Genomic DNA, 19,869 nt, shown 5'->3' with positions numbered 1-19,869 from the left:
TGTACATCTTTTTATTTCACTTCAAAAGGATAAATTACTCAATCTGACCTAACAACTCGGCTTGGTTCAACAGGTATATTTCGCTTACGCAAATAAATAAAGCTCATGAGCATTGCTACGATGAGGTAGTAAATAAATGTTGGATTCCTAAAAAACAAATAATATTCAGTTAGACCGCTTAACATATGATGAATCACGAAAGCGAATCCAGCCAAGCTTAAAAATCGGAGTTGCTCATCCCTTGAGCGAATAGCATTTGCAATAAAGTACCATAAAGGCAAAAACAAGCTAATCAACAACCCCAAGAAGCCCACTAAACCATTGGCAGCCAGTTCATTTAAAAAAATATTATGCGCATGTTGAAAACACTGAGGAATTTTAGTGACCTCTGCACGTCGACAATTTTCCGCTTCCACACCATATAGACTCACCCCAAGTATAGGTGCTTGCTCGAACATCTCTACGGCATTTTTCCACAATAAAATCCTAATCCCCGTACTGTTATGATATTCATTATGTGTAATATTTTGTTGATCTGACTGAAAATGCTCAATACGACTCATTACTGGTGAATTTACACTGAAGAGATTGACCAAAAAAAATACAGCAATCAGAACAACCAGCATGATGCTTTTTTTCTTTTCTGTTTTAAAATAATTATAGATTAATAATAAGAAAATAAATGGTAGAGCAAGCCAAGCACCTCTTGAGCCATGTGAGATTAAATTAAAAAGAGAAAATAAACTTAATACTATAATAATATAGGAATATTTTGATTTATTATAAAAACCATAAAATATAGATAAAATAGATAATCCAATAAAACTAATGTCAAAACTTACAATAGGATTAAAAAAAACGGTCAGATCACCTCTATTAAAATTCAACTTAACATTATAATAAAAGGTATATAACCCCAAAAATGCAATAGCTATAAAGATTACATTAAATAAATATTTGGCCTTATACCCAGTATAGTCGATAATTGCTGGTAAAAAAGCCAATGGAATCAATAAGACATAAAGCTCAACCATTCTGCGATAGGTTGAAAATGGGCCACCAACAGGAATCAAAGAGAGCCGATCAAAAATATAATAATTTAAACTTACACAAAGAAAACCTATGCTAGAGAAAATGAGCAATGGTTTTAAGATTTGGATTTCCTTATTTTTTATAGAAATAAAAACAAAAAACAATATCAAAATTATCGAAAAAAACTTAATACTAAAGTCAGTATTAAAAATAAAAGAAAAAAGAAAATATAGAATAACAAGAGAAAAAGCGATACTCAGCTTATTAATACTCATTCCATCTAAACGTTCTTTAACACCGAACACATAATCACCGATTTTTTATTAAAATTAATGGCCGCAGTGTAAATTACTTTAGTTAAAAAACAAATATATTAAAATTCCATTTTTACAAAACACCCAAAATCACGCCCAATGATATAGTTAGACTGACATTATCTTCTCTGTTTGAACCCTTCTATGCCCTTCACCATTTCTCATATGGTATTAGCACCACCGATCTATAAAATTAGCCGAGGTCGATTAGCACTTGCGCCTTTAGCAATAGGCTGTATGACACCTGATCTCTATCGTTTATTTACATCTGCTGATTTAGCCATCACCCATCAATGGTCAAGCCTAATAAGTTATAACCTAGCACTTGGTGCATTGCTGAGTTTTTTATGGTTCTGGTTGTATCGTCCAGTGCTGTATTGCTTTTTAAATCTATCACATCCTTTACAACTTCATTCATTGAAGCAATATATAAGCTTTATTTTTTTTAGTGCAATCTCAATTGTATTAGGAGCAAGCAGCCATCTTGTTTGGGATGGACTGACTCATCTTGACTATCGAACCTATGCCTTTAATGAGTTTTTGGACCAACAAGTTCACTTCGGCACACATGCTTATGCCATGCACTTTGTACTGCAAATCTTGTTTTCTATTATTGCTCTACCACCACTGATTTGGATGCTCTTTAAATATATAAAACGCCATACAGTAACAGTAAGAAAAACTCAAAGTTGGATTAAATATTACGCTTGGTCATTATTCGCTTGCAGTGTATTGAGTGGTAGCTTAGGTTACTGGCTTTTTGCGAATAGCGTTTTGCCCACACTTGTTCATACTGATCCATATTATTATCTTGGTCGCTCTCTAAATCGTTTTGCAGGATATTTTCTCTTGGTCTTTAGCTTAGGTTGTCTGCTCTTTCGATATCTCCATTCTCAGCGCAACATTTCAAGCGGCTAATCAAATGGCTCTGAAACATAAAAATCACTTTTTTGAGCTACATCTCAAAAATAAGCCCATTGTTTCTGGCAAAATATCGTTGTTTTTCTATCTAGTTCTTGTGACTACTCCCCCAAAGAGGCATAATTGAGTGTTTTCTATCGATAACCCTTGAAATTCGGTTACGATTTATCTTATTTAATTGACTCTAATAGAAGTGGACTTAGCACGCCATGATGCGAACTCATTACTGTGGCTCATTAACAGAAGCCCAAATTGACCAAACAGTGACATTATGCGGTTGGGTACACCGTCGCCGCGATCATGGCGGTGTAATCTTCCTCGACATGCGTGACCGTGATGGTTTAGTTCAGGTTGTTATTGATCCTGATACACCTGAAGCATTTTCAACTGCAGATAAAGCACGTTCAGAATTTGTTTTAAAAGTTACTGGCCGCGTTCGTCGCCGCTATGCTGGTACAGAAAATGCCAACATGACAAGTGGCCAAATCGAAGTACTGGGTAAAGAAATTGAAGTTCTTGCCAGTTCCGAAACACCGCCATTCCCACTTAATGATGACACTGTTAATATCTCTGAAGATGTGCGTTTGAAATATCGCTTCTTAGATATTCGTCGTCCAGAAATGTTGGATCGCCTACGTTTCCGCTCTAAAGTAACGAACCTTATTCGTAATTACCTTGATGATCACGGTTTCTTAGACGTTGAAACACCTATTTTGACACGTGCTACTCCTGAAGGTGCACGTGACTATTTAGTGCCAAGTCGCGTTTCTAATGGTAGCTTCTACGCATTGCCACAATCACCACAATTATTTAAACAATTGCTGATGGTTGGTGGTATTGATCGCTATTATCAAATCGCAAAATGCTTCCGTGATGAAGACTTACGTGCAGATCGCCAACCAGAATTCACTCAAATCGACATCGAAACATCATTCTTAAACGATGATGAAATCATGGATTTGATGGAAGGTATGACGGTTAAGCTATTCAATGAATTACTTGGTGTTAACTTTGATAAGTTCCAACGTATGCCATATAGCGAAGCAATGCGTGACTATGCATCTGATAAGCCTGATTTACGTATTCCGTTGAAATTGGTCGATGTTGCAGATTTAATGCAAGACGTAGAATTCAAAGTATTTGCAGGTCCAGCAAAAGACCCTAAAGGTCGTATTGCTGCACTACGCGTACCGGGTGCTGCTTCTCTTCCACGTAGCCAAATTGATGAATACACCAAGTTTGTTGGTATCTATGGCGCGAAAGGTCTTGCTTACATCAAAGTGAACGAACTTGAAAAAGGTATCGAAGGCTTACAATCTCCAATCGTGAAGTTCATCGAACCGATCGTTATGGACCTATTGGCTCGTGTTGGTGCAGAGAATGGCGATATCGTATTCTTTGGTGCTGATAAAGCTAAAGTTGTAAATGATGCTATGGGTGCTCTTCGTGTCAAGATCGGTCATGACATGAATATGGCAACATGCGAGTGGGCTCCTCTTTGGGTTGTTGACTTCCCAATGTTTGAAGAAGTAGATGATGGTAAATGGACTTCTGTTCACCATCCATTCACCTTACCAAAATCAAGCGTTGAAGATGTGAAAAACAATCCAGGTGAAGCACTTTCAGTTGCTTACGATATGGTATTGAATGGTACAGAAGTCGGCGGTGGTTCACTACGTATCTACACCCTTGAAATGCAAAAAGCGATTTTTGAAGCACTCGGTATTAGCGACGAAGAAGCAGAAGAGAAATTTAGCTTCTTGCTCAATGCATTAAAATATGGCGCTCCTCCTCATGGTGGTTTGGCATTTGGTTTAGATCGTCTTGTTATGCTCATGACTGGTGCATCTTCAATCCGTGATGTGATTGCTTTCCCGAAAACGAAAACTGCTGAATGTCCATTGACTCAAGCACCTGCACCTGTTGAAGCCAATCAATTGCGTGACCTTGGTATTCGTTTACGTGAAAAAGCTAAAGTTGAAGCCTAAGTTTTATCGGTTTTCAATAAAAAGAAACTCGCTTTAGCGGGTTTCTTTTTTTTATAAATATGGAATATAACCACACATTAAAGATTGATTGTTCCAATGCAGGACAAATGGCATAATAGTGCACCTTATTGATGCTGGAATTTAATTATGGCTATGCGTCCTGAAGTACGTCGTCATACGATCGTTCTTATTGCCTTTGCAATGATTCAGTGGGGATTTATGCGTTATATCCTTGACCAAGAATTATTCAACCTGACCACTTATCAACGTATCTTATTTTTCTGTGTAAGTAGTTTCGGTGGTGCATTTCTAATATTTGGCGCCTTCATATATATGGTTCTTAAAGGTAACTCACCAGATAAAACTTAAACGATATTCCCATGGTTTGCTTCACTTAACGCTTGCTCAGTATTTCATTGTGAATGAAGACGAGAAAAGTCTTAAAGTAAATATCCGCAAAAGTTAAAATTTCAACTGCAAACCATGAGATTCTATTTATATCCAAATAAACTCGAATTATTGCTTTCTCATAGAAAGATGAGTGAATTAGGGTTGATAGGCTGCCAACCAAATTTTCTTAAACTTACGTCGCCAGTAACGTAGACCAGCACTGTCCCTATGCTTTTGGATCGAACAATCTTTACGTTCTTGTTCTAAGTAGCTCAAATGCATCGCACTTTGTTCAACTATTGGATGATCAAACAGATAGGTCGCATAAAAAGTAAACGCTGTATTTTGTTCAGTTAGGGCTTGCCAATGATCATATACTTTTGGGGTTTGATGATATTCAAGCAAGAGTTTAGCCATTTCTCGATCAACAATATATGCATAAGCATAGGACAGATTTTCTAAAAAATCAGAATCAATGTGTATAATTTTTTGACCTTCTAAAGTCTGATCTAGGTAGCGCCCCCGAACGCGATTGCAAATTTTAAATTGAATCCCTCCAAGACTTAAAAAAAAGCATGGCTTAAGCTGCAAAGAAATGATTTCTTCATTTAACTTTTCTAAATCTATAGGAAAACGTTCAATTGCATCATCTTCAAAACAAATAGCATACTCATCATCAGAGTTAATGAAATCTTTGAGTGCCGCTATATGAGATAAACTACAACCCAGCTCACCAGGCGTTAGAGCCCGACGCTTACCAGCCACGGCCATATCAAAATAGTCACCAACACTGAGTTGTTTACCAATTACACCAAAAATTTTAAAGTTTTCAATCTCATGTCGAAATGTGTCTTGTATAAAAAAATTATTTAACCGTGGACTTCCGGCCTCTTCAATACTAATTAGATACTTCTTCATTGCAATAAATATAAAATATTTTAAGAAAAGACAGTATACTCTATAACAACTTTATTTATGAATGAATAGTTTAAACATTTATATTAAAGAATTTATATAACAAGCATATGCAAAATATTAAATTGATATTGAAACTCATTAATATCCAAAAAACTTACATTACAATAATACAACTAAAATAAAACCTATCTTAATCATTATCCCGCCAAGATATTAATCTTGAGTATTCAATATCCCACTTCTGCTTAAGTATTTTCGTACTCTACCACCATGATACGAATATACATCCAACAAGCTACCTAGCAGCATTATATATCGTTAGCACCCTATCACTGATGCAGATCAGAGCGTATTTATTTACTTTATGTAGTTAAATCAATTGACGTTTCTTAAATAAAACCTTATTTTAAACATGTATTTTACTTTATAAAATGATTATGATTAATCGCTTAATTAACCATTACTTGCTTAAACATGAATTAAAAATTAATCCTTTCATGGAATTTTCATTACGCTGGATGAAAAGAGTTAAAATTGAAAAGATCAACTGGATCGATCAATTGGATACACATCAAGTAGAGGTTTTACTCGAAGGTGATGTTTTATCAAAGAAACCGAGTGCTAAGTGTGATAATTCTTTTTCTGTAAAACAAGTTTATAAAACAGCCTTATATACTTTTGATGATGCATTAATCCATCCACGTTCAAGTAATTTTTTATATGGGTCATCTCAAGATTTTATGATCGACCGTGTAATCAATGCAGACTTAAAATATTGCGATTATTCAACTGGATATATCAGATACCACAATCAAACGCATGCCTTAATTAAAACAAAATCAAATTCAAAAATTAATAAATACAATGAAAATACTTTATATATTGGAGGAAATGGAGTTTATAATTACTATCATTGGCTTATTGAGATTGCACCAAAACTACTACTCATTACATCAGAGATAATAGAAAAATATAGCATCAAAAACCTAATTCTAGATCAATCTATAAAGGAAACCCCTTCTCTTCATGAGATTTTAACCTTATTTATAGATCATCAGAAACTAGAGTTAAATATTATTTATAAAAAAAATAATGAGCTTTCGTTATTTAAAAGATTATATTATATCAATCATCAAAATAATTTTGTATTTAACTCTAAAGAGAAACTATCATCAGTCAGTTACTCCTACTTTAGTCAAGATATAATCAATAAAATACGTAATGTCTGTTTACAGCAAGTTCAAATCAGTTCACCTCAAATCAGTTGTCCAGAAAAAATTTTCTTAGCAAGAAAAGCCAATGCTATTCGAGGCTACAATCAAAGTGAAATTTTAGAGTTTTTTGAACAACAAGGTTTCACTGCTTTATATTTAGAAGATTATTCATTTTCAGAACAAGTCAAAATCTTTAATCAGGCAAAATTTATTGTGGGTCCTACAGGTGCTGCATGGTCAAACATTATTTTTAGCCAGCCTGAAACTCAAGCACTCAGTTGGCTACCTGAACAAATTTCTGAATTTTCTGTATTCTCGACTTTGGCCGCTTTAGTACAATGTGATATGAGATTCCTTGTAGCGCAAGCTCACGATCCAGAAAATCCCCACAGCGATTATTCAATTGATCTCAGTAAAATCATTGAGTTGTACCAAGGAATGAAGATGAGGTGCTAACTTTGGAATCGGTGAAGTCATTATCAGATGGCTAAGATATTGACTTTTTTGTCAAATAAAAATTGACACATACTGGAACTTATTCAACTTTCATCCAAATGATTTAGTGTAAAATACGATGAATATCAGGGGATGTTTACTTACCTTATGAAACGTTTAATTTTAAAAAAGTGGTATAAATTTCAACAAAAGAGAGCTGTTAAAAAATTTGACTCACATTGGTATATTCGTTTCGGTTGGTTGGATCAACCATTTTCAAGTCTAGACCAATTAAACACGCTGCATGAAATTCATTCACCTCGAAAGTTTACATTTGCAGACTGTTTCTATGCAAAGCATCAAGATCGCCATTATATTTTTTTTGAGGAAGTTGACGATCAACATCCAGTTGGATTTTTATCGGTTCTCGAAGTTTTTAAAGATGGTACTTATAGTCAACCTCAACCCGTACTCAAACTTGACTCACATCTGTCTTATCCTTGCATATTTCAAGTCGATCAAGACTGGTACATGATCCCAGAAACCTGTGTAAATAAAACCATTGAACTATGGAAAGCTGTAAGTTTCCCCTATACATGGGAAAAACATTCAAATCTGATGGAAGATATAGCAGCCGCGGACACAACACCGTTTTATCATGAAGGCATGTGGTATTTATTTACCTCTACACGTCGTAACTGTAAAAAATTTGGTGATCGCCTCGATGTGTTCTATACCAAAGATATATTAAATCCAGATTGGCAAGAGCATCCTAAAAACCCTGTGTGCAAGGGTAAAGTAGAACACCGTATGGCTGGTAAACCCTTTTACAGTCAAGGTAAGCTGATTCGTCCAAGTCAGGACTCATTAAAACGCTATGGTGGGCAGATTAAGCTCAATCACATTACTATCTTAAGCCCGACTGATTATCACGAGCAATGTATTGAGAATATTCAAGCAGACTGGAATAGTATGGATGATGGTTGCCATACTATTGATGTCCATGATGATTTTATCGTGGTGGATGCCATCCGTTTAACCCCTAAAACATCGACGTAGAAAGTCGACGAACACTTAGAAGTTAACAACTTTTCAAACAAACCTCTGATTAAAATGCTCTATTCCCCCACCTTTTCAGTATTTCAAGTGGGGGATTTTTATTCAATTTTATTCAATATAACAAGATCCTTACCAAAATAGGAAGGTTGAAAGCATGACGTGAATAGTGCCCCCTTTTGTATGACTGGTTTTTTTGATACCGTACATCATCCTATGGAAGATCCCAATTATGCTTAGTCATCACAGCAGTGAGATAATAAATGTCCCATAAACTAAAAATTTTACATATTGCTAACTTCAAAACTGAACATCATGGCAGTATGTTCTACAATACTGATACTAAAATTCAGCATGGCCTTATAGAGCTTGGACATTATGTTCATGGTTTTGATTACAAATATATGGTCCGTAAAAGTAATATCTTTAATACCACCTCTTTATCACATAAAAAAACTCACCAACAATTAATCGATCTTTGCGAAAACATACACTTTGATTTAATTTTAATTGGTCATATTCAACTTCCTGTTGATTTATTAAAACAACTCAAAACAATTCATCCATGTAAAATTGCCATGTGGTTTGTTGATCCGATTAATGAACCACATCGATTAGAACATTTCAAAATCATGCAATCTGAGGTCGATGCTATTTTTGCCACCACTGCAGGCGAATATTTACAACAGCTATCAGAAAACTTGCAGCACCCAACCTGTGCATTTACACCGAACTTAAGTTTAGCGTCTATTGAACATCCCCGTGCTGATTGGCATGACTATCAGCACGATGTTATTTTTTGTGGGTCTAATTCAAAGTATCCTGAGCGTGAACAGTTTATTCAATCTTTAGTTGAACAGCTTCCTGAACTGAAATTTAAATTAGGTGCTTGTTTAGGCCAACCTGCACTCTTTGGGCATAACTATCAAACTGCGGTTCAACAGAGTCTAATGAGTATTAACTACTCAAAGTATAATGATATTTATATGTACAGTAGTGATCGACTCGCACAGTTAACTGGCATGGGAAGTTTGGTTTTTACTGCAAAGACACCGGGTTTAGAGTTGTTATTCCCTGCAGATAGCATTGTTTATTTCGACCATTTAGATGATGTCATTAAACAACTGACTTACTACCATCAGCATCCTGAACGTGCTATTGAAGTTGCACAAAGAGGCTATGCACTGGCACATACACTTTTCGAAGCAAAAAATATACTACAACAATGGATTAACCTTTTATATCAGCATCCTTTAAACTCTCCATGGCAACAAGAGGTTTATTACAAAGGTCAAAGAATCCAATATGTCTAAAGCATCTATATTAATTATTTGTATATCACTAAAACAATCTAGCTCGCGTCGGAACAATGTATCAGATGAAATACAGCGTTTAATTCAACTTTGTCCTGATCTATCCATTGACTTTGATTTTTTCGATGGGATTTATGGTAAAGACCTCGCTCCTGAATATTTATCGTTTATCAATATTGCACGAGAGCAAGCTGGATTATGCGAACGGACTCTAGTTGCGGGTGAAATTGGCTGCTTATTGAGTCATCTATTTGTTTGGCAACGTTTGATTAATGGTGAATATGATCAATATCAACGCGTCATCATTATTGAAGATGATGTGTATTTAAACACCAATAAAATTAATGAAAAACTCATCGATATTTTAGATTCTAAAGAAGACTTTATGTTCTTAGGGGGACATGCTTTAAAATCTAGAACTAGAATTCATGGTTATCCTTCTGATAACCAATTATATTTTAATATGTTAGGTCCTTCCTACTTGTATAGTACAGCATGTGCCTACAGTTTGAATAAATCAGCTGCGACTGAATTTTTATATAAACTTATTTTAAAGCCAAGTTTTGTGGATGACTGGCAATATTTACTCAAATATCGTTTTAAAGTTCCCCACTATTTTTGTTTTGAACAAGGGGGGGAAGATGACAGCACCATTGGCAGTAATAGAGTTGATTTTAAACCTACCAAAACAATGGATCGATTAAAGAAAAATTTACCTAAAATTGGCAAAGATCTTCTTGCTCGATTTAAAATCCTCATTGTATTTAAACGTTGTATGTCCTTAACACAATTCTTTAGCAAAGTTGGAGAAGAAGGTTACCGTAACAACAAATAACTCAAGTAAATTAGTCATTGCCCTTATAAAAAAGATCGCTTATTTAAGCGATCTTTTTACAACTAAAATTTAATAATACTTTTTCAAAGTGGATGTTCTTGATAGTAAGCATAAACTTCTGAAACTAAAGCATGATGTTGTTTTGCTATTTGCTCAAAACAATATTTTTCCAAAGCTTCTTTTTTACCTTGCTCAGCCAGTTTTAATGCTTCATCTGGATGTGTTATCAAATATTCCAAACCATCTGCTAAACTTTGAGCATCTCCAGCTTTGGCACACCAAGCATTAATCTGATGCTTGGCAGTTTGTTGAATACCAATATCATCCGTTGTAATTAATGTCTTACCCCAAGCAAAAGCATCAAGTATGCCAATTCCCTGAATTTCGGTGATAGATGGTAAAGTCATAATATCTGAGTTTTGTATAATTTCTATCTTTTCATCACCACCAATCCAACCAGGAAATTTTACCTGTTCAGTTAAGCCTAACTTTTCAGCTAACAACTTATAATGATCAAGTTGCTCACCTTGACCTGCTAAAATAGCATTAAACTCAAGACCACGATTTTTTAATAGAGCCAAAGCCTCTATCAGTATATGAACACCTTTATTGGGCACCATACGAGTCAACATCGCGATATTTACAGGGCTTTTCAATCGTTGAGGTTCAGCTTTAACTTGAGGTAAATAAGTTAGATTTGAAATAACACGTTGAGGTTTATTTTTACGATCCGATTCTGTCTGTAATCCCTGAACTAAGGACTGTACATAAGGAGTAATATGGAGGAAGGCATCTGCCCTTATAGTTCGTTTCACATTATGACTATGATTCACTGCAATAATAGGTACTTTCTTTTTCATCCCCATCATAGCATTTTTAAATAACCATACTGCTTTACCACTATGTGCAATAATCACATCTGGTTGCTGTTGCTGAATATACTGACGTACTTTCATTGCTGCTGTAATACTATAAAAACCAGTATTCGCAATGACGTCTATTGGCCATTCTCCACTACTTAAATGTGCATTTTCTTCACCACGCAGCAGGACGATATGATGACCATAGCCTTTTAAAGTATTCGCAATATCTAAAACAGCCTGCCAACGACCACCTGTTGCATCACCGTATACGGTATTAATGATTTTTAAAGTTTTCAAGAGAATAACCTATCCTCAAAATATTGAGCTAATTGTAGACTTGGAGAGTATTCTAAAGCTTTTAGTGTTAAGTCTTCCGCATCACTATGTGATAACTGTGTTAAATATCGAACATTAATATAGCGCTCACTGCTCAAGCGATGCAGCACTTGACTAAACTTTTCATCAGGTTGGAACTTAGCAGGATGATAAACCACCAAAGGACGCATAGCGGTTAAGCTCTCCATCATCATTGACATAGAGTCTGCCCCACAATAGACACGGTCGCTTACAGCGATAAACTGATGCAACACTGTTCTTGGAACCTCGCTCCACCAGACCACATCAGCAATATATTCAAAATTAAGATATTGCTGTAGCAACTTTTCAGCAGCCGCTCCTGTACGTCGAGAAGTACTGAGTAGCCATTTGATGCCTTGTTGCCTTGCGACTAAATTCATCTGTTTCGCAAGATTAATCCAATCCTCATCCGTATACTCTGCACCTGCACCATCACCACCGATTAACATTGACCAAAGTTTATGTTCAACATCAGGATGTTCTTTACGCCATTGCTCAGCTTGCTGTTGCAATACAGTCTGATCCAAAGCAACAGGAGAAACTTTTAAGCTAATAAAAGGTGCGGGCATATCAGGTTCAAGGACTAAAATTGCATCAAACAATTCAGCTTTTAAGTGCCGCAGTGAGCCACAGAAAATATTTTTAGCCTGATACGCTCTACTAATCCATGCAATGGCATAAGCTGAATTTCCGCCAGCACCAATCACAACGTCAGGTCGCTGTGCAGCTAAGGCATCACCTTGATAAAAATGTGAAAGTTTACTTAAACTCGGAATACTCTTATTCAGTAACCAAGCTAAAGGGCGACGTAAAAAAGGCTTGCTCAGTTTAAGTTCAATCCAATGAACATCAAGTTGATAATGCTGTGATAAAGCAAATAAGACGCCTTTAGACTGATTATAATGCCCTGGCACACCATCACTAATCACCCAGACGACCTTAGGCGCTTTTTGTGTTTCAGTCATTTGCTATTTCTCTATAAACTTCAAGTGTATTTGCCGTCATTGCCTCTAAAGTAAGCTGTTGCTGAGCCAATGTGTATAGGGCTTGTGAATGCTGTTGTAGTGTTGAATAGTTATTCACACTTTGCTGAATTAACTGTTGTAAAGCACGAGTATCTTCAACTGGGCAGATCATTGCATCGGGTAAAATCTGTGACACCATCCCTACGTCAGTAGAAATCACAGGACAATGCATCAATAATGCTTCTGCCAATGTATAAGGCCCACCTTCTTTTCTCGATGAAATCACTAAAAAATCGGCTTGCTGCAATAGTTGGTTAATATCATCACGTTGCCCCAATAAACGGATTTTTTGAGCCAAGCCCAAACCATCTATTTGCTGTTGTAAAGCCTCTTTTTCACTTCCATCCCCAACGATCCATAATTGGGCATCCACATCTTTCCAAGCATCAATTAATAAATCGAAGCCTTTTACTGAAACTAAACGTCCAATGGCAATCGCCTGTAAGGGCTGTTGTACCTTTCTGCTTGTTACATCAAACTCTGGTTGTTTCACGCCATTAAATACAATGCGAACTTTAGAATCATCAGAAAATAATCGTGCGACGTTTTGACTCACTGCAATTATGCGATTGAACTGTGTAAATGCTCGGGTATTTTTTTTCAATCCATGCACCGTTGCAACGCTGGGTTGTTTCAACCAACGTAGTAAAGGTGCAACCATAGAGGCTGCTTTACTGGCCTGTACATGGACTAGATCTGCCTGAGTTGCTTGAATCGTTTTATATAATTTCCAAAGCAAAATAGGGTTTTTACGACTTTTACTCAAATCCAAGGCCTTAAATATTACACCATGGACTCGTTCAGCATATTTTTGATGTGCAATCAGAGTCACCTGCTGTCCACTGCGCACTAAGGCATTCGCCAACTCAACAACATGTTTTTCTAAGCCACCTTCTTCATCACCCGCCATGACCATACAAATATGCATTTATTTATAATCCTCGTTGGCCTAAACGTAAGCGACACTTCACTGCAAACAGTGAATCTTTTCCACTGATTTTAATTCGTTTTAATTGTAATAAGTCAGCGTCGTCCCGATCTATGCCTTCAACTGTAGTAACAGCATTGCTGTAGCCTGCTTGTTTTGCCATCTCAACATCACGAGCAGAATAAATACCAAAGGGATAAGCAAAACTATTTACAGGTTTATTGATCATTTGCTCTAACAGTTGCTTAGACTGAACCAATTCAGTCAAACATTCTTTATCATCCAATTGCGCTAGGTTTGCATGAGTTAAGGTATGTGAACCAATTTCAATTAAACAGCTTTCAGCTAGAAGTACAACTTGTTCATCTGTCAATTTAGCTTCGCGCATCAACTCACCACTATTATGGTGCGCTTTCTTATAGGTTGACCAATCTCGCTCGTGTCGATCTACCACCACATAGATTGTGGCAGGCACATTGTATTTTTTTAAAATTGGAAATGCCTGTTCGAGGTTATCCAGATAACCATCATCAAAGGTGATCGCCACTGTTTTTTCTGGATGCTGCCCCCAATGGTCTTCTAACTGCTGCATGGTAACGAAATTAAAACCGTTTTGTTTCATCCAGACCACCTGCTTCTCAAACTCTGCAGGCTTCACTCTCAGTTTATTAAATTTCGCTCCTGGAATATGTTCACGCACCATGTGATACATCAAAACTCTGGGTTTTTTCCAATCCATAGGAGTTTTCCACCATGCATATTTATAGCTAAATCCAATGAATAATAGAAAAAGAATGAGCAGAATATAGATCACTGTTGCAACCAATTATAGAGTTATCAAGCTATGTTGCCATACACGCCAACTCTTTTAAAGTATCGAAACAAAACAATAGCTTCCTTATTTTTAATTGCTTTATCACAATCAGACACCGATCACACTGCTTTAATGTGTGCGCTGAAGCGCCTCAACAATGGTTGCTTAAAAGAAAGAATTATTAGAAAATGCTGCATTTTTACAGTTTTGTGACAAACAGTACTTATGAAAAATTCGATTGCAGTAAAAGTACTACATATATTTATTACCGTACTTTTAATGGCTATTGGTGAATATATTTTTAGCACCAATGACTCATTAAAACTTTCTTTTTCAAACTACGTCAGCACCTATCTACTTGTTTTCATCGTGCTGTTTGTTGCGTTCTGTTCAAGATATAAAACGATTGCAGTTATCCTCAGTAGCCTCATTGTATTAGGAACGGGGGTCAATGTAGTCTTTAATCAATATTTTGGTCGATATCTTATGCCCTATGATATCGCCATGTTTTTCACAGAAATTGAAGATACAACTAAGGGACTTTTATCGGGTATCCAAATTTTCATCAAACCCTTACTTTGGTATTTAGTACTTTATTTTTATACGCTTTACATTATTTTCAAAGTGCCTGCTCAAAGCAATACCAAGCTTGGCATTCTCAATACAGTTTTATCGATCCTGTTTACTATTGCTTTTTTTATTCCGGTAATCAACCATAAAAAATTCGAAGTGAGTCTTCACTATAGCGTGGTCAGAAATAGTATCGGTGTATATACACATTATCTTGGAGATCTATTTAAAAATAATAAAACTCAAGCAAAAGACTATCCAGCTTATAGCGTAAGTAAAAATGATTCTGCAGTGAATATCATTTTTATTATGGGTGAAAGTGCAAACTTTGAACATATGTCATTATATGGTTATGAGCGTGATACTACGCCTTATCTAAAATCTCTAGCTGAACAACACGCTCAGCAATTCAAATACTTTTCTGGCGTATCACGTGGTTTCTCTACCCGAATTGGTGTACCACTGACTTTAAATGTGATCCAAGAACCAGACAATACAAAGCAGCTACTGTCCTTAAAAACTAATTTATTCCATTTAGCTAAACAAAATAAATATTCTACTTACTATTTATCTAACCAGAAATCTGGTGTTTTAGCTTCTTTAGTAAATGCAACCGATATTGATGAGTTTCATGATGTAAACTCAAAGATCATTCCTCAAGATACTTTGACTGACCTAAGATTAATTAAGTTTCTTGAAAACATGTCAAAACAGAATGATTTCTCCAAACCTTTCTTTGTCGTGTTACATCAGCGAAATAATCATTTTGCTTATGCTGATAACTACCCTGAGTCTTATGATATTTATAAAACAGGTAAATCTGAAAAAGAGAAACTGGTAGATACATACGATAACTCTATGCGCTTCCAAGATGATTTCATCAAGTCATTAATACAAACGACTGAAAAAATTACTAATAAACCGACTCTAATTGTTTACACTTCAGATCATAGTGAACTATTTGGATTTGATGGTTTATGGGGACATGGCGCACCAATTTTACAAACTGCAGGTGTTCCAATCTTTATGTATGCGTTAAATGGTGCTGAAAAGTTATTTCAATCTCCTGTTCTTGCCAATGAGTGCGTACTGGGCAATTATCAACTGGGTAAATTTGTTGCCTCAAGTATCGGTTGGGATATTCACAACCCAAATGAAGTTAAAGACTATTTTGTTAACATTACTCTACCTTATGATGATGCCAATGGTTATAAAAAGTTTGACCACGATTTGACCAATAAAACATTCTGTAAAAAACAATAAAGCCAATAGATGCAAAACATAAAGGGGAAAATAGCCATGCTATTTTCCCCTTTTTTATATTGGTTTAACTCGTCTTTTCAAAAACAATTTATATCATTGAAAAACTCATTTTAAATGACGATAAGGCACGTAGTTTTCCCAATCAAAAACAGTAACATCTTCGTTATTTTTGAGCTTTTCCAGTTGATTTTCTTTGTTTAAAAATGGTGTTTCAACACCAATCAACCCAGCGTAGATATCCAAATACTGATAAGCACTTACACGTTTATCTAAGTATTTTTTTGCTTTTGCATCACTACTTAATACAAAAAATGGGACTTGATAATTTTCTTTATGATCGTTATCGACATAAATACCAGAGTCACTGACAGTCATACCATGATCTGAAAAATACGTAATATTAAAGCTCCCCTTTGTCTTTTGTAACTGCTTATAAGCCTTCTCAATAAAACCATCTAATTTATTAATACTTGATAAATAGCAGTTCATTGCTTCAGTTTTTTTAGGATATAAGCGTGGGCTTTTAAATAGGCGCTCACAAGCATCAGGATGTGAACCCATCATATGAATAAAAATAATATTTTTTTCACCTTTATATTTTTTTAGCTGATTTGATAAGATGTTTAACATATGATCATCATCAATATCCTCAGACATATAATTGCCGCTTTTTAAAAAGAACTGATGTTTAGCATGAATTGCGATTTGTGAAATATTAGTATCATTCTTACCAACAAAGCCCTGATTAGAAATCCAGATCGTGTTATAACCTGCCTGATTGGCAAGAGTAACAACATTCATTGAAGAACGTATATGTCGTTTATCGTCCATGTACGCCAAAGTTCTAGGCAAACTAGTCGCTGTATTTGCTGAAGTTGATACATAATCATCCACCACGGTTACTGGCATACGATCTAAAAAAGGTGTCGTTTTCTCAGGATAACCATAGAGTGACAAATAATTGCGTTGTACGCTCTCTCCAATAATCACAATTTGATTGTTATAGGGATAAGTAACCTTACTCACCTGCCAATCAGGTTTAATCTCTTGCCCTGCATAAAGAATAGCTTCTTCTTTTTTATACTTAATCACTGCTCTTGCAGTTTGTACAAAAAACAAGTTAAACACATTGAGTACAATTAATAAAATGGCAAGATAACGTGGAAATTTAAACTGATAAGGTTTTGGCAGCTTATAAAAATAATATGCAGATAACGCCAATAAAACCAAAGAATAAGCAATATACTTGTACTGAACTACAGATAAAAACTCCAATGCTTCGTTATGATTAGTTTGATATACAGAGGCAATAATACCTATTGACATTCGTCCTTGTAAAAAACCTGTACCAGTTGCAATATAAAGACAAATACAAGCAGAGAGAACAAAACCGATGTGTTTTGCCCAACGCCATTCTGCACACTTAACTAAAATTAAAAAACTGGTGCTAAATAACACAATAACGAGAAAGACAACAAAATCACTAAGCTTAAAAAAAAATTCCCAGAAACCTAAACCAATGATTAAACCTACTGCAATAAGCAGTGGCAAACCGTATTTTATAAATTGTTGCATGACAAAAAAAATATAAAAATAAAGCGCCAATGCTACAACAATAAACTGAGTTTACAAGCGCTATATGGACTCAATATTTTCAATTTATAGTATTTTTTGTAACCAGCGTACTTCCTCTACCGCATCTCGTGATTATTTAGATAATAACAAATGTGCAACTCTGTCGGCTTCGTTAATATATTGTGCTTGAGGTAAATCTTTCATAGAAAATGCCCTACTGACCCATTGCTCATTTATTAATAAATCTACAGATTGAGTAATACGATCCTGCTTCAAACGCTCAAGTTGAATCAGTCCTACTCTGCAGCCTGCTGTCAATGCTTCAAATAGCATAGAAACACTGTCTTCTGTCACCCATACAGCTTCTGCCAACTGCATCTGCTGGAATATCCAGCCCTGTGGGGTTTGTTCTACTGGATATATTTCTAAACGTTTTAGATCAGAAGTAGCTTCAAGCGAGCGCAGAACATCTGCGGGTGTCCGCCGAGAAGTTGTCATAATAATTTTCGCATTCGGATTGGCTTGAATAATCTGCGTCACTGTTGTTAAAACACGATCTGTATGCCATTGATGACGTTTTGAGCCACCCCCGAGTGCAATTAAAATGCGCTCAGCTTGGTGCTCATGTTGGTTCACAATTGGATTGAGTGCACCTTGGGTTTCGATCACATTGTTGCTTTGCTTTACTGCATCATGCTTCGGTACGACCACCGTGTCAAAGCAAGCAAAAGGATAATTAGGTTTCATTAAAACCACTTTTTTTGCTTGCGGATAGACTCGTCCAAGTAACAAGGCACGTAGCTGAGTATGACTTCCAACAGAAAAAATATAATCAGGCTGAATAGTTACAGCACTATGCTGTCCACGAAAAGCAGCAACAAATAAAGGAAAAACTGCCATTTCAGCAATATTGATCTCTTGAAAACTAATTTCAAGCGATAATGCGCGTTGCATGGCCTGCCAAAGCCCGAGTGCTTGAGCTCGATGACCAGCTTTACCATCACTCACATAGACAATGTGCATAAGAATTTCCTTTACTCTGGCAATTAATCAGCCAAATCATATTAAAAAAGGCGAATACTACGTTTCGCCTTTTTGAACATCTCATTTTATAACAATGCTTATTTTACATAAGTTAGCCAATGAGCATATTTAGGGTCTTTACCTTGAACTGCATCAAAGAATGCTTTTTGAATTTTCTCAGTAATTGGGCCGCGAGAACCACAACCAATCTCACGATCATCATACTCGCGAATTGGTGTAACTTCTGCTGCTGTACCAGTAAAGAACGCCTCATCACCGATATAGAACTCATCACGAGTAATACGACGCTCAATCACTTCAATGCCCATGTCTTTGGCAAGGGTAATGATCGTTTGACGTGTAATACCATCTAATGCACCACCAGCCAAATCTGGTGTATGTAATGCACCATCTTTCACTAAGAAGACGTTCTCACCAGAGCCTTGACATACAAAGCCTTGTGGGTCCATCAGCATCGCTTCATCATAACCTGAATGAGCCACTTCCTGATGCGCAAGAATCGATACAGTATAATTACCTGAAGCTTTTGCTTTACACATCGTCACGTTAGGATGGTGATGAGTAAATGATGATGTTTTCACGCGAATACCTTTAGCCATCGCTTCATCACCCAAATACGCACCCCAGCTCCAAGCAGCAACTACGGCATGAATCGTATTATCAGTTGCCGCAATTCCTAATTTTTCTGAGCCAATAAAAACAATTGGACGCAAATAGCATGATGACAGTTTATTTTCACGTACAACATCTAACTGTGCTTGTTCTAAAGTTGCTTGATCAAATGGGACTTTCATTTGATAAATTTTTGCAGAGTTTAATAAACGCTTAGTATGGTCTTGTAGGCGGAAAATAGCCGTTCCATTTGGCGTTTCATAAGCGCGGACACCTTCAAACACACCCATACTGTAATGCAATGTATGCGTTAATACGTGAATTTTTGCTTCACGCCAGTCAACTAATTGTCCGTCTTGCCAAATAAAACCATCACGATCAGCCAAGTTCATGGCACACTCT

The 19,869-nt window shown here is 36.1% G+C and carries 17 protein-coding genes; 8 read left to right on the top strand and 9 right to left on the bottom strand.

Features of this window, described 5'->3' with window-relative positions; translation table 11 throughout:
- Window positions 1–38: 38 nt before the first annotated feature.
- Window positions 39–1,337 (bottom strand): O-antigen ligase family protein, encoded by a 1,299-nt coding sequence (locus Aru01_RS03540; protein WP_016655105.1) that lies wholly within the window; start codon window positions 1,335–1,337, stop codon window positions 39–41.
- Between the two features lie 153 nt (window positions 1,338–1,490).
- On the opposite strand from Aru01_RS03540, the gene Aru01_RS03535 reads away from it, so the two are divergent.
- From Aru01_RS03535 to Aru01_RS03525, 3 genes are all read left to right on the top strand, one after another.
- Complete coding sequence (locus tag Aru01_RS03535) at window positions 1,491–2,264, top strand: DUF4184 family protein (RefSeq protein WP_016655104.1); 774 nt, start codon at window positions 1,491–1,493, stop codon at window positions 2,262–2,264.
- A gap of 212 nt (window positions 2,265–2,476) precedes the next feature.
- Window positions 2,477–4,255, top strand: coding sequence for an aspartate--tRNA ligase (aspS, locus tag Aru01_RS03530; protein WP_016655103.1), 1,779 nt, complete (start codon window positions 2,477–2,479; stop codon window positions 4,253–4,255).
- A 147-nt stretch (window positions 4,256–4,402) separates the two neighbouring features.
- Entirely contained in the window at window positions 4,403–4,624 is a 222-nt protein-coding gene (locus Aru01_RS03525) for a hypothetical protein (protein WP_016655102.1), read from the top strand.
- A 177-nt stretch (window positions 4,625–4,801) separates the two neighbouring features.
- Here the strand turns inward: Aru01_RS03525 and Aru01_RS03520 are convergent, their stop codons facing one another.
- Complete coding sequence (locus Aru01_RS03520) at window positions 4,802–5,563, bottom strand: glycosyltransferase family 25 protein (RefSeq protein WP_016655101.1); 762 nt, start codon at window positions 5,561–5,563, stop codon at window positions 4,802–4,804.
- 437 nt (window positions 5,564–6,000) lie between these two features.
- On the opposite strand from Aru01_RS03520, the gene Aru01_RS03515 reads away from it, so the two are divergent.
- From Aru01_RS03515 to Aru01_RS03500, 4 genes are all read left to right on the top strand, one after another.
- The gene (locus Aru01_RS03515) at window positions 6,001–7,233 is read left to right on the top strand and encodes a glycosyltransferase family 61 protein (RefSeq protein WP_040331048.1); all 1,233 of its coding nucleotides are present in this window, start codon (window positions 6,001–6,003) and stop codon (window positions 7,231–7,233) included.
- A 147-nt stretch (window positions 7,234–7,380) separates the two neighbouring features.
- On the top strand, window positions 7,381–8,271 hold the full coding sequence (locus Aru01_RS03510; RefSeq protein ID WP_016655099.1) for a glucosamine inositolphosphorylceramide transferase family protein: 891 nt from the start codon (window positions 7,381–7,383) through the stop codon (window positions 8,269–8,271).
- A gap of 260 nt (window positions 8,272–8,531) precedes the next feature.
- Window positions 8,532–9,581, top strand: a complete 1,050-nt coding sequence (locus Aru01_RS03505; RefSeq protein WP_016655098.1) for a glycosyltransferase family protein — start codon at window positions 8,532–8,534, stop codon at window positions 9,579–9,581.
- A complete protein-coding gene (locus Aru01_RS03500; protein ID WP_016655097.1) occupies window positions 9,574–10,416 on the top strand; it encodes a glycosyltransferase family 25 protein in 843 nt (280 codons plus the stop codon). Before Aru01_RS03505 ends, Aru01_RS03500 begins: the two co-directional genes overlap by 8 nt.
- 83 nt (window positions 10,417–10,499) lie before the next feature.
- On the opposite strand, the gene Aru01_RS03495 is transcribed toward Aru01_RS03500, so the two are convergent.
- The 4 genes from Aru01_RS03495 to Aru01_RS03480 are packed head-to-tail and all read right to left on the bottom strand — an operon-like array spanning window position 10,500 to window position 14,403.
- The gene (locus Aru01_RS03495; RefSeq protein WP_016655096.1) at window positions 10,500–11,576 is read right to left on the bottom strand and encodes a glycosyltransferase family 4 protein; all 1,077 of its coding nucleotides are present in this window, start codon (window positions 11,574–11,576) and stop codon (window positions 10,500–10,502) included.
- Window positions 11,573–12,601: an ELM1/GtrOC1 family putative glycosyltransferase gene (locus tag Aru01_RS03490; RefSeq protein ID WP_016655095.1), complete on the bottom strand. Its 1,029-nt coding sequence runs from the start codon at window positions 12,599–12,601 to the stop codon at window positions 11,573–11,575. Before Aru01_RS03490 ends, Aru01_RS03495 begins: the two co-directional genes overlap by 4 nt.
- Entirely contained in the window at window positions 12,594–13,589 is a 996-nt protein-coding gene (locus Aru01_RS03485; protein ID WP_016655094.1) for a glycosyltransferase, read from the bottom strand. Before Aru01_RS03485 ends, Aru01_RS03490 begins: the two co-directional genes overlap by 8 nt.
- Window positions 13,590–13,593: 4 nt before the next feature.
- Window positions 13,594–14,403 carry a polysaccharide deacetylase family protein gene (locus Aru01_RS03480; protein ID WP_040331060.1) on the bottom strand — a complete coding sequence of 270 codons (810 nt, stop codon included), beginning with the start codon at window positions 14,401–14,403 and terminating at the stop codon, window positions 13,594–13,596.
- Window positions 14,404–14,628: 225 nt separating this feature from the next.
- On the opposite strand from Aru01_RS03480, the gene Aru01_RS03475 reads away from it, so the two are divergent.
- The gene (locus tag Aru01_RS03475; RefSeq protein ID WP_016655092.1) at window positions 14,629–16,236 is read left to right on the top strand and encodes a phosphoethanolamine transferase; all 1,608 of its coding nucleotides are present in this window, start codon (window positions 14,629–14,631) and stop codon (window positions 16,234–16,236) included.
- Between the two features lie 105 nt (window positions 16,237–16,341).
- On the opposite strand, the gene Aru01_RS03470 is transcribed toward Aru01_RS03475, so the two are convergent.
- From Aru01_RS03470 to Aru01_RS03460, 3 genes are all read right to left on the bottom strand, one after another.
- Window positions 16,342–17,811 carry a phosphoethanolamine transferase gene (locus Aru01_RS03470; protein ID WP_016655091.1) on the bottom strand — a complete coding sequence of 490 codons (1,470 nt, stop codon included), beginning with the start codon at window positions 17,809–17,811 and terminating at the stop codon, window positions 16,342–16,344.
- A gap of 132 nt (window positions 17,812–17,943) precedes the next feature.
- Complete coding sequence (locus Aru01_RS03465; RefSeq protein ID WP_016655090.1) at window positions 17,944–18,834, bottom strand: mitochondrial fission ELM1 family protein; 891 nt, start codon at window positions 18,832–18,834, stop codon at window positions 17,944–17,946.
- 98 nt (window positions 18,835–18,932) lie between these two features.
- Complete coding sequence (locus Aru01_RS03460) at window positions 18,933–19,859, bottom strand: branched-chain amino acid transaminase (RefSeq protein ID WP_016655089.1); 927 nt, start codon at window positions 19,857–19,859, stop codon at window positions 18,933–18,935.
- Window positions 19,860–19,869 lie beyond the last annotated feature (10 nt).

This window comes from Acinetobacter rudis, from assembly GCF_000829675.1.
Classification (GTDB): Bacteria; Pseudomonadota; Gammaproteobacteria; order Pseudomonadales; family Moraxellaceae; genus Acinetobacter; species Acinetobacter rudis.
Note: the sequence above shows the minus strand (reverse complement) of the source record. Positions and strands in the feature narration are given on the sequence as shown.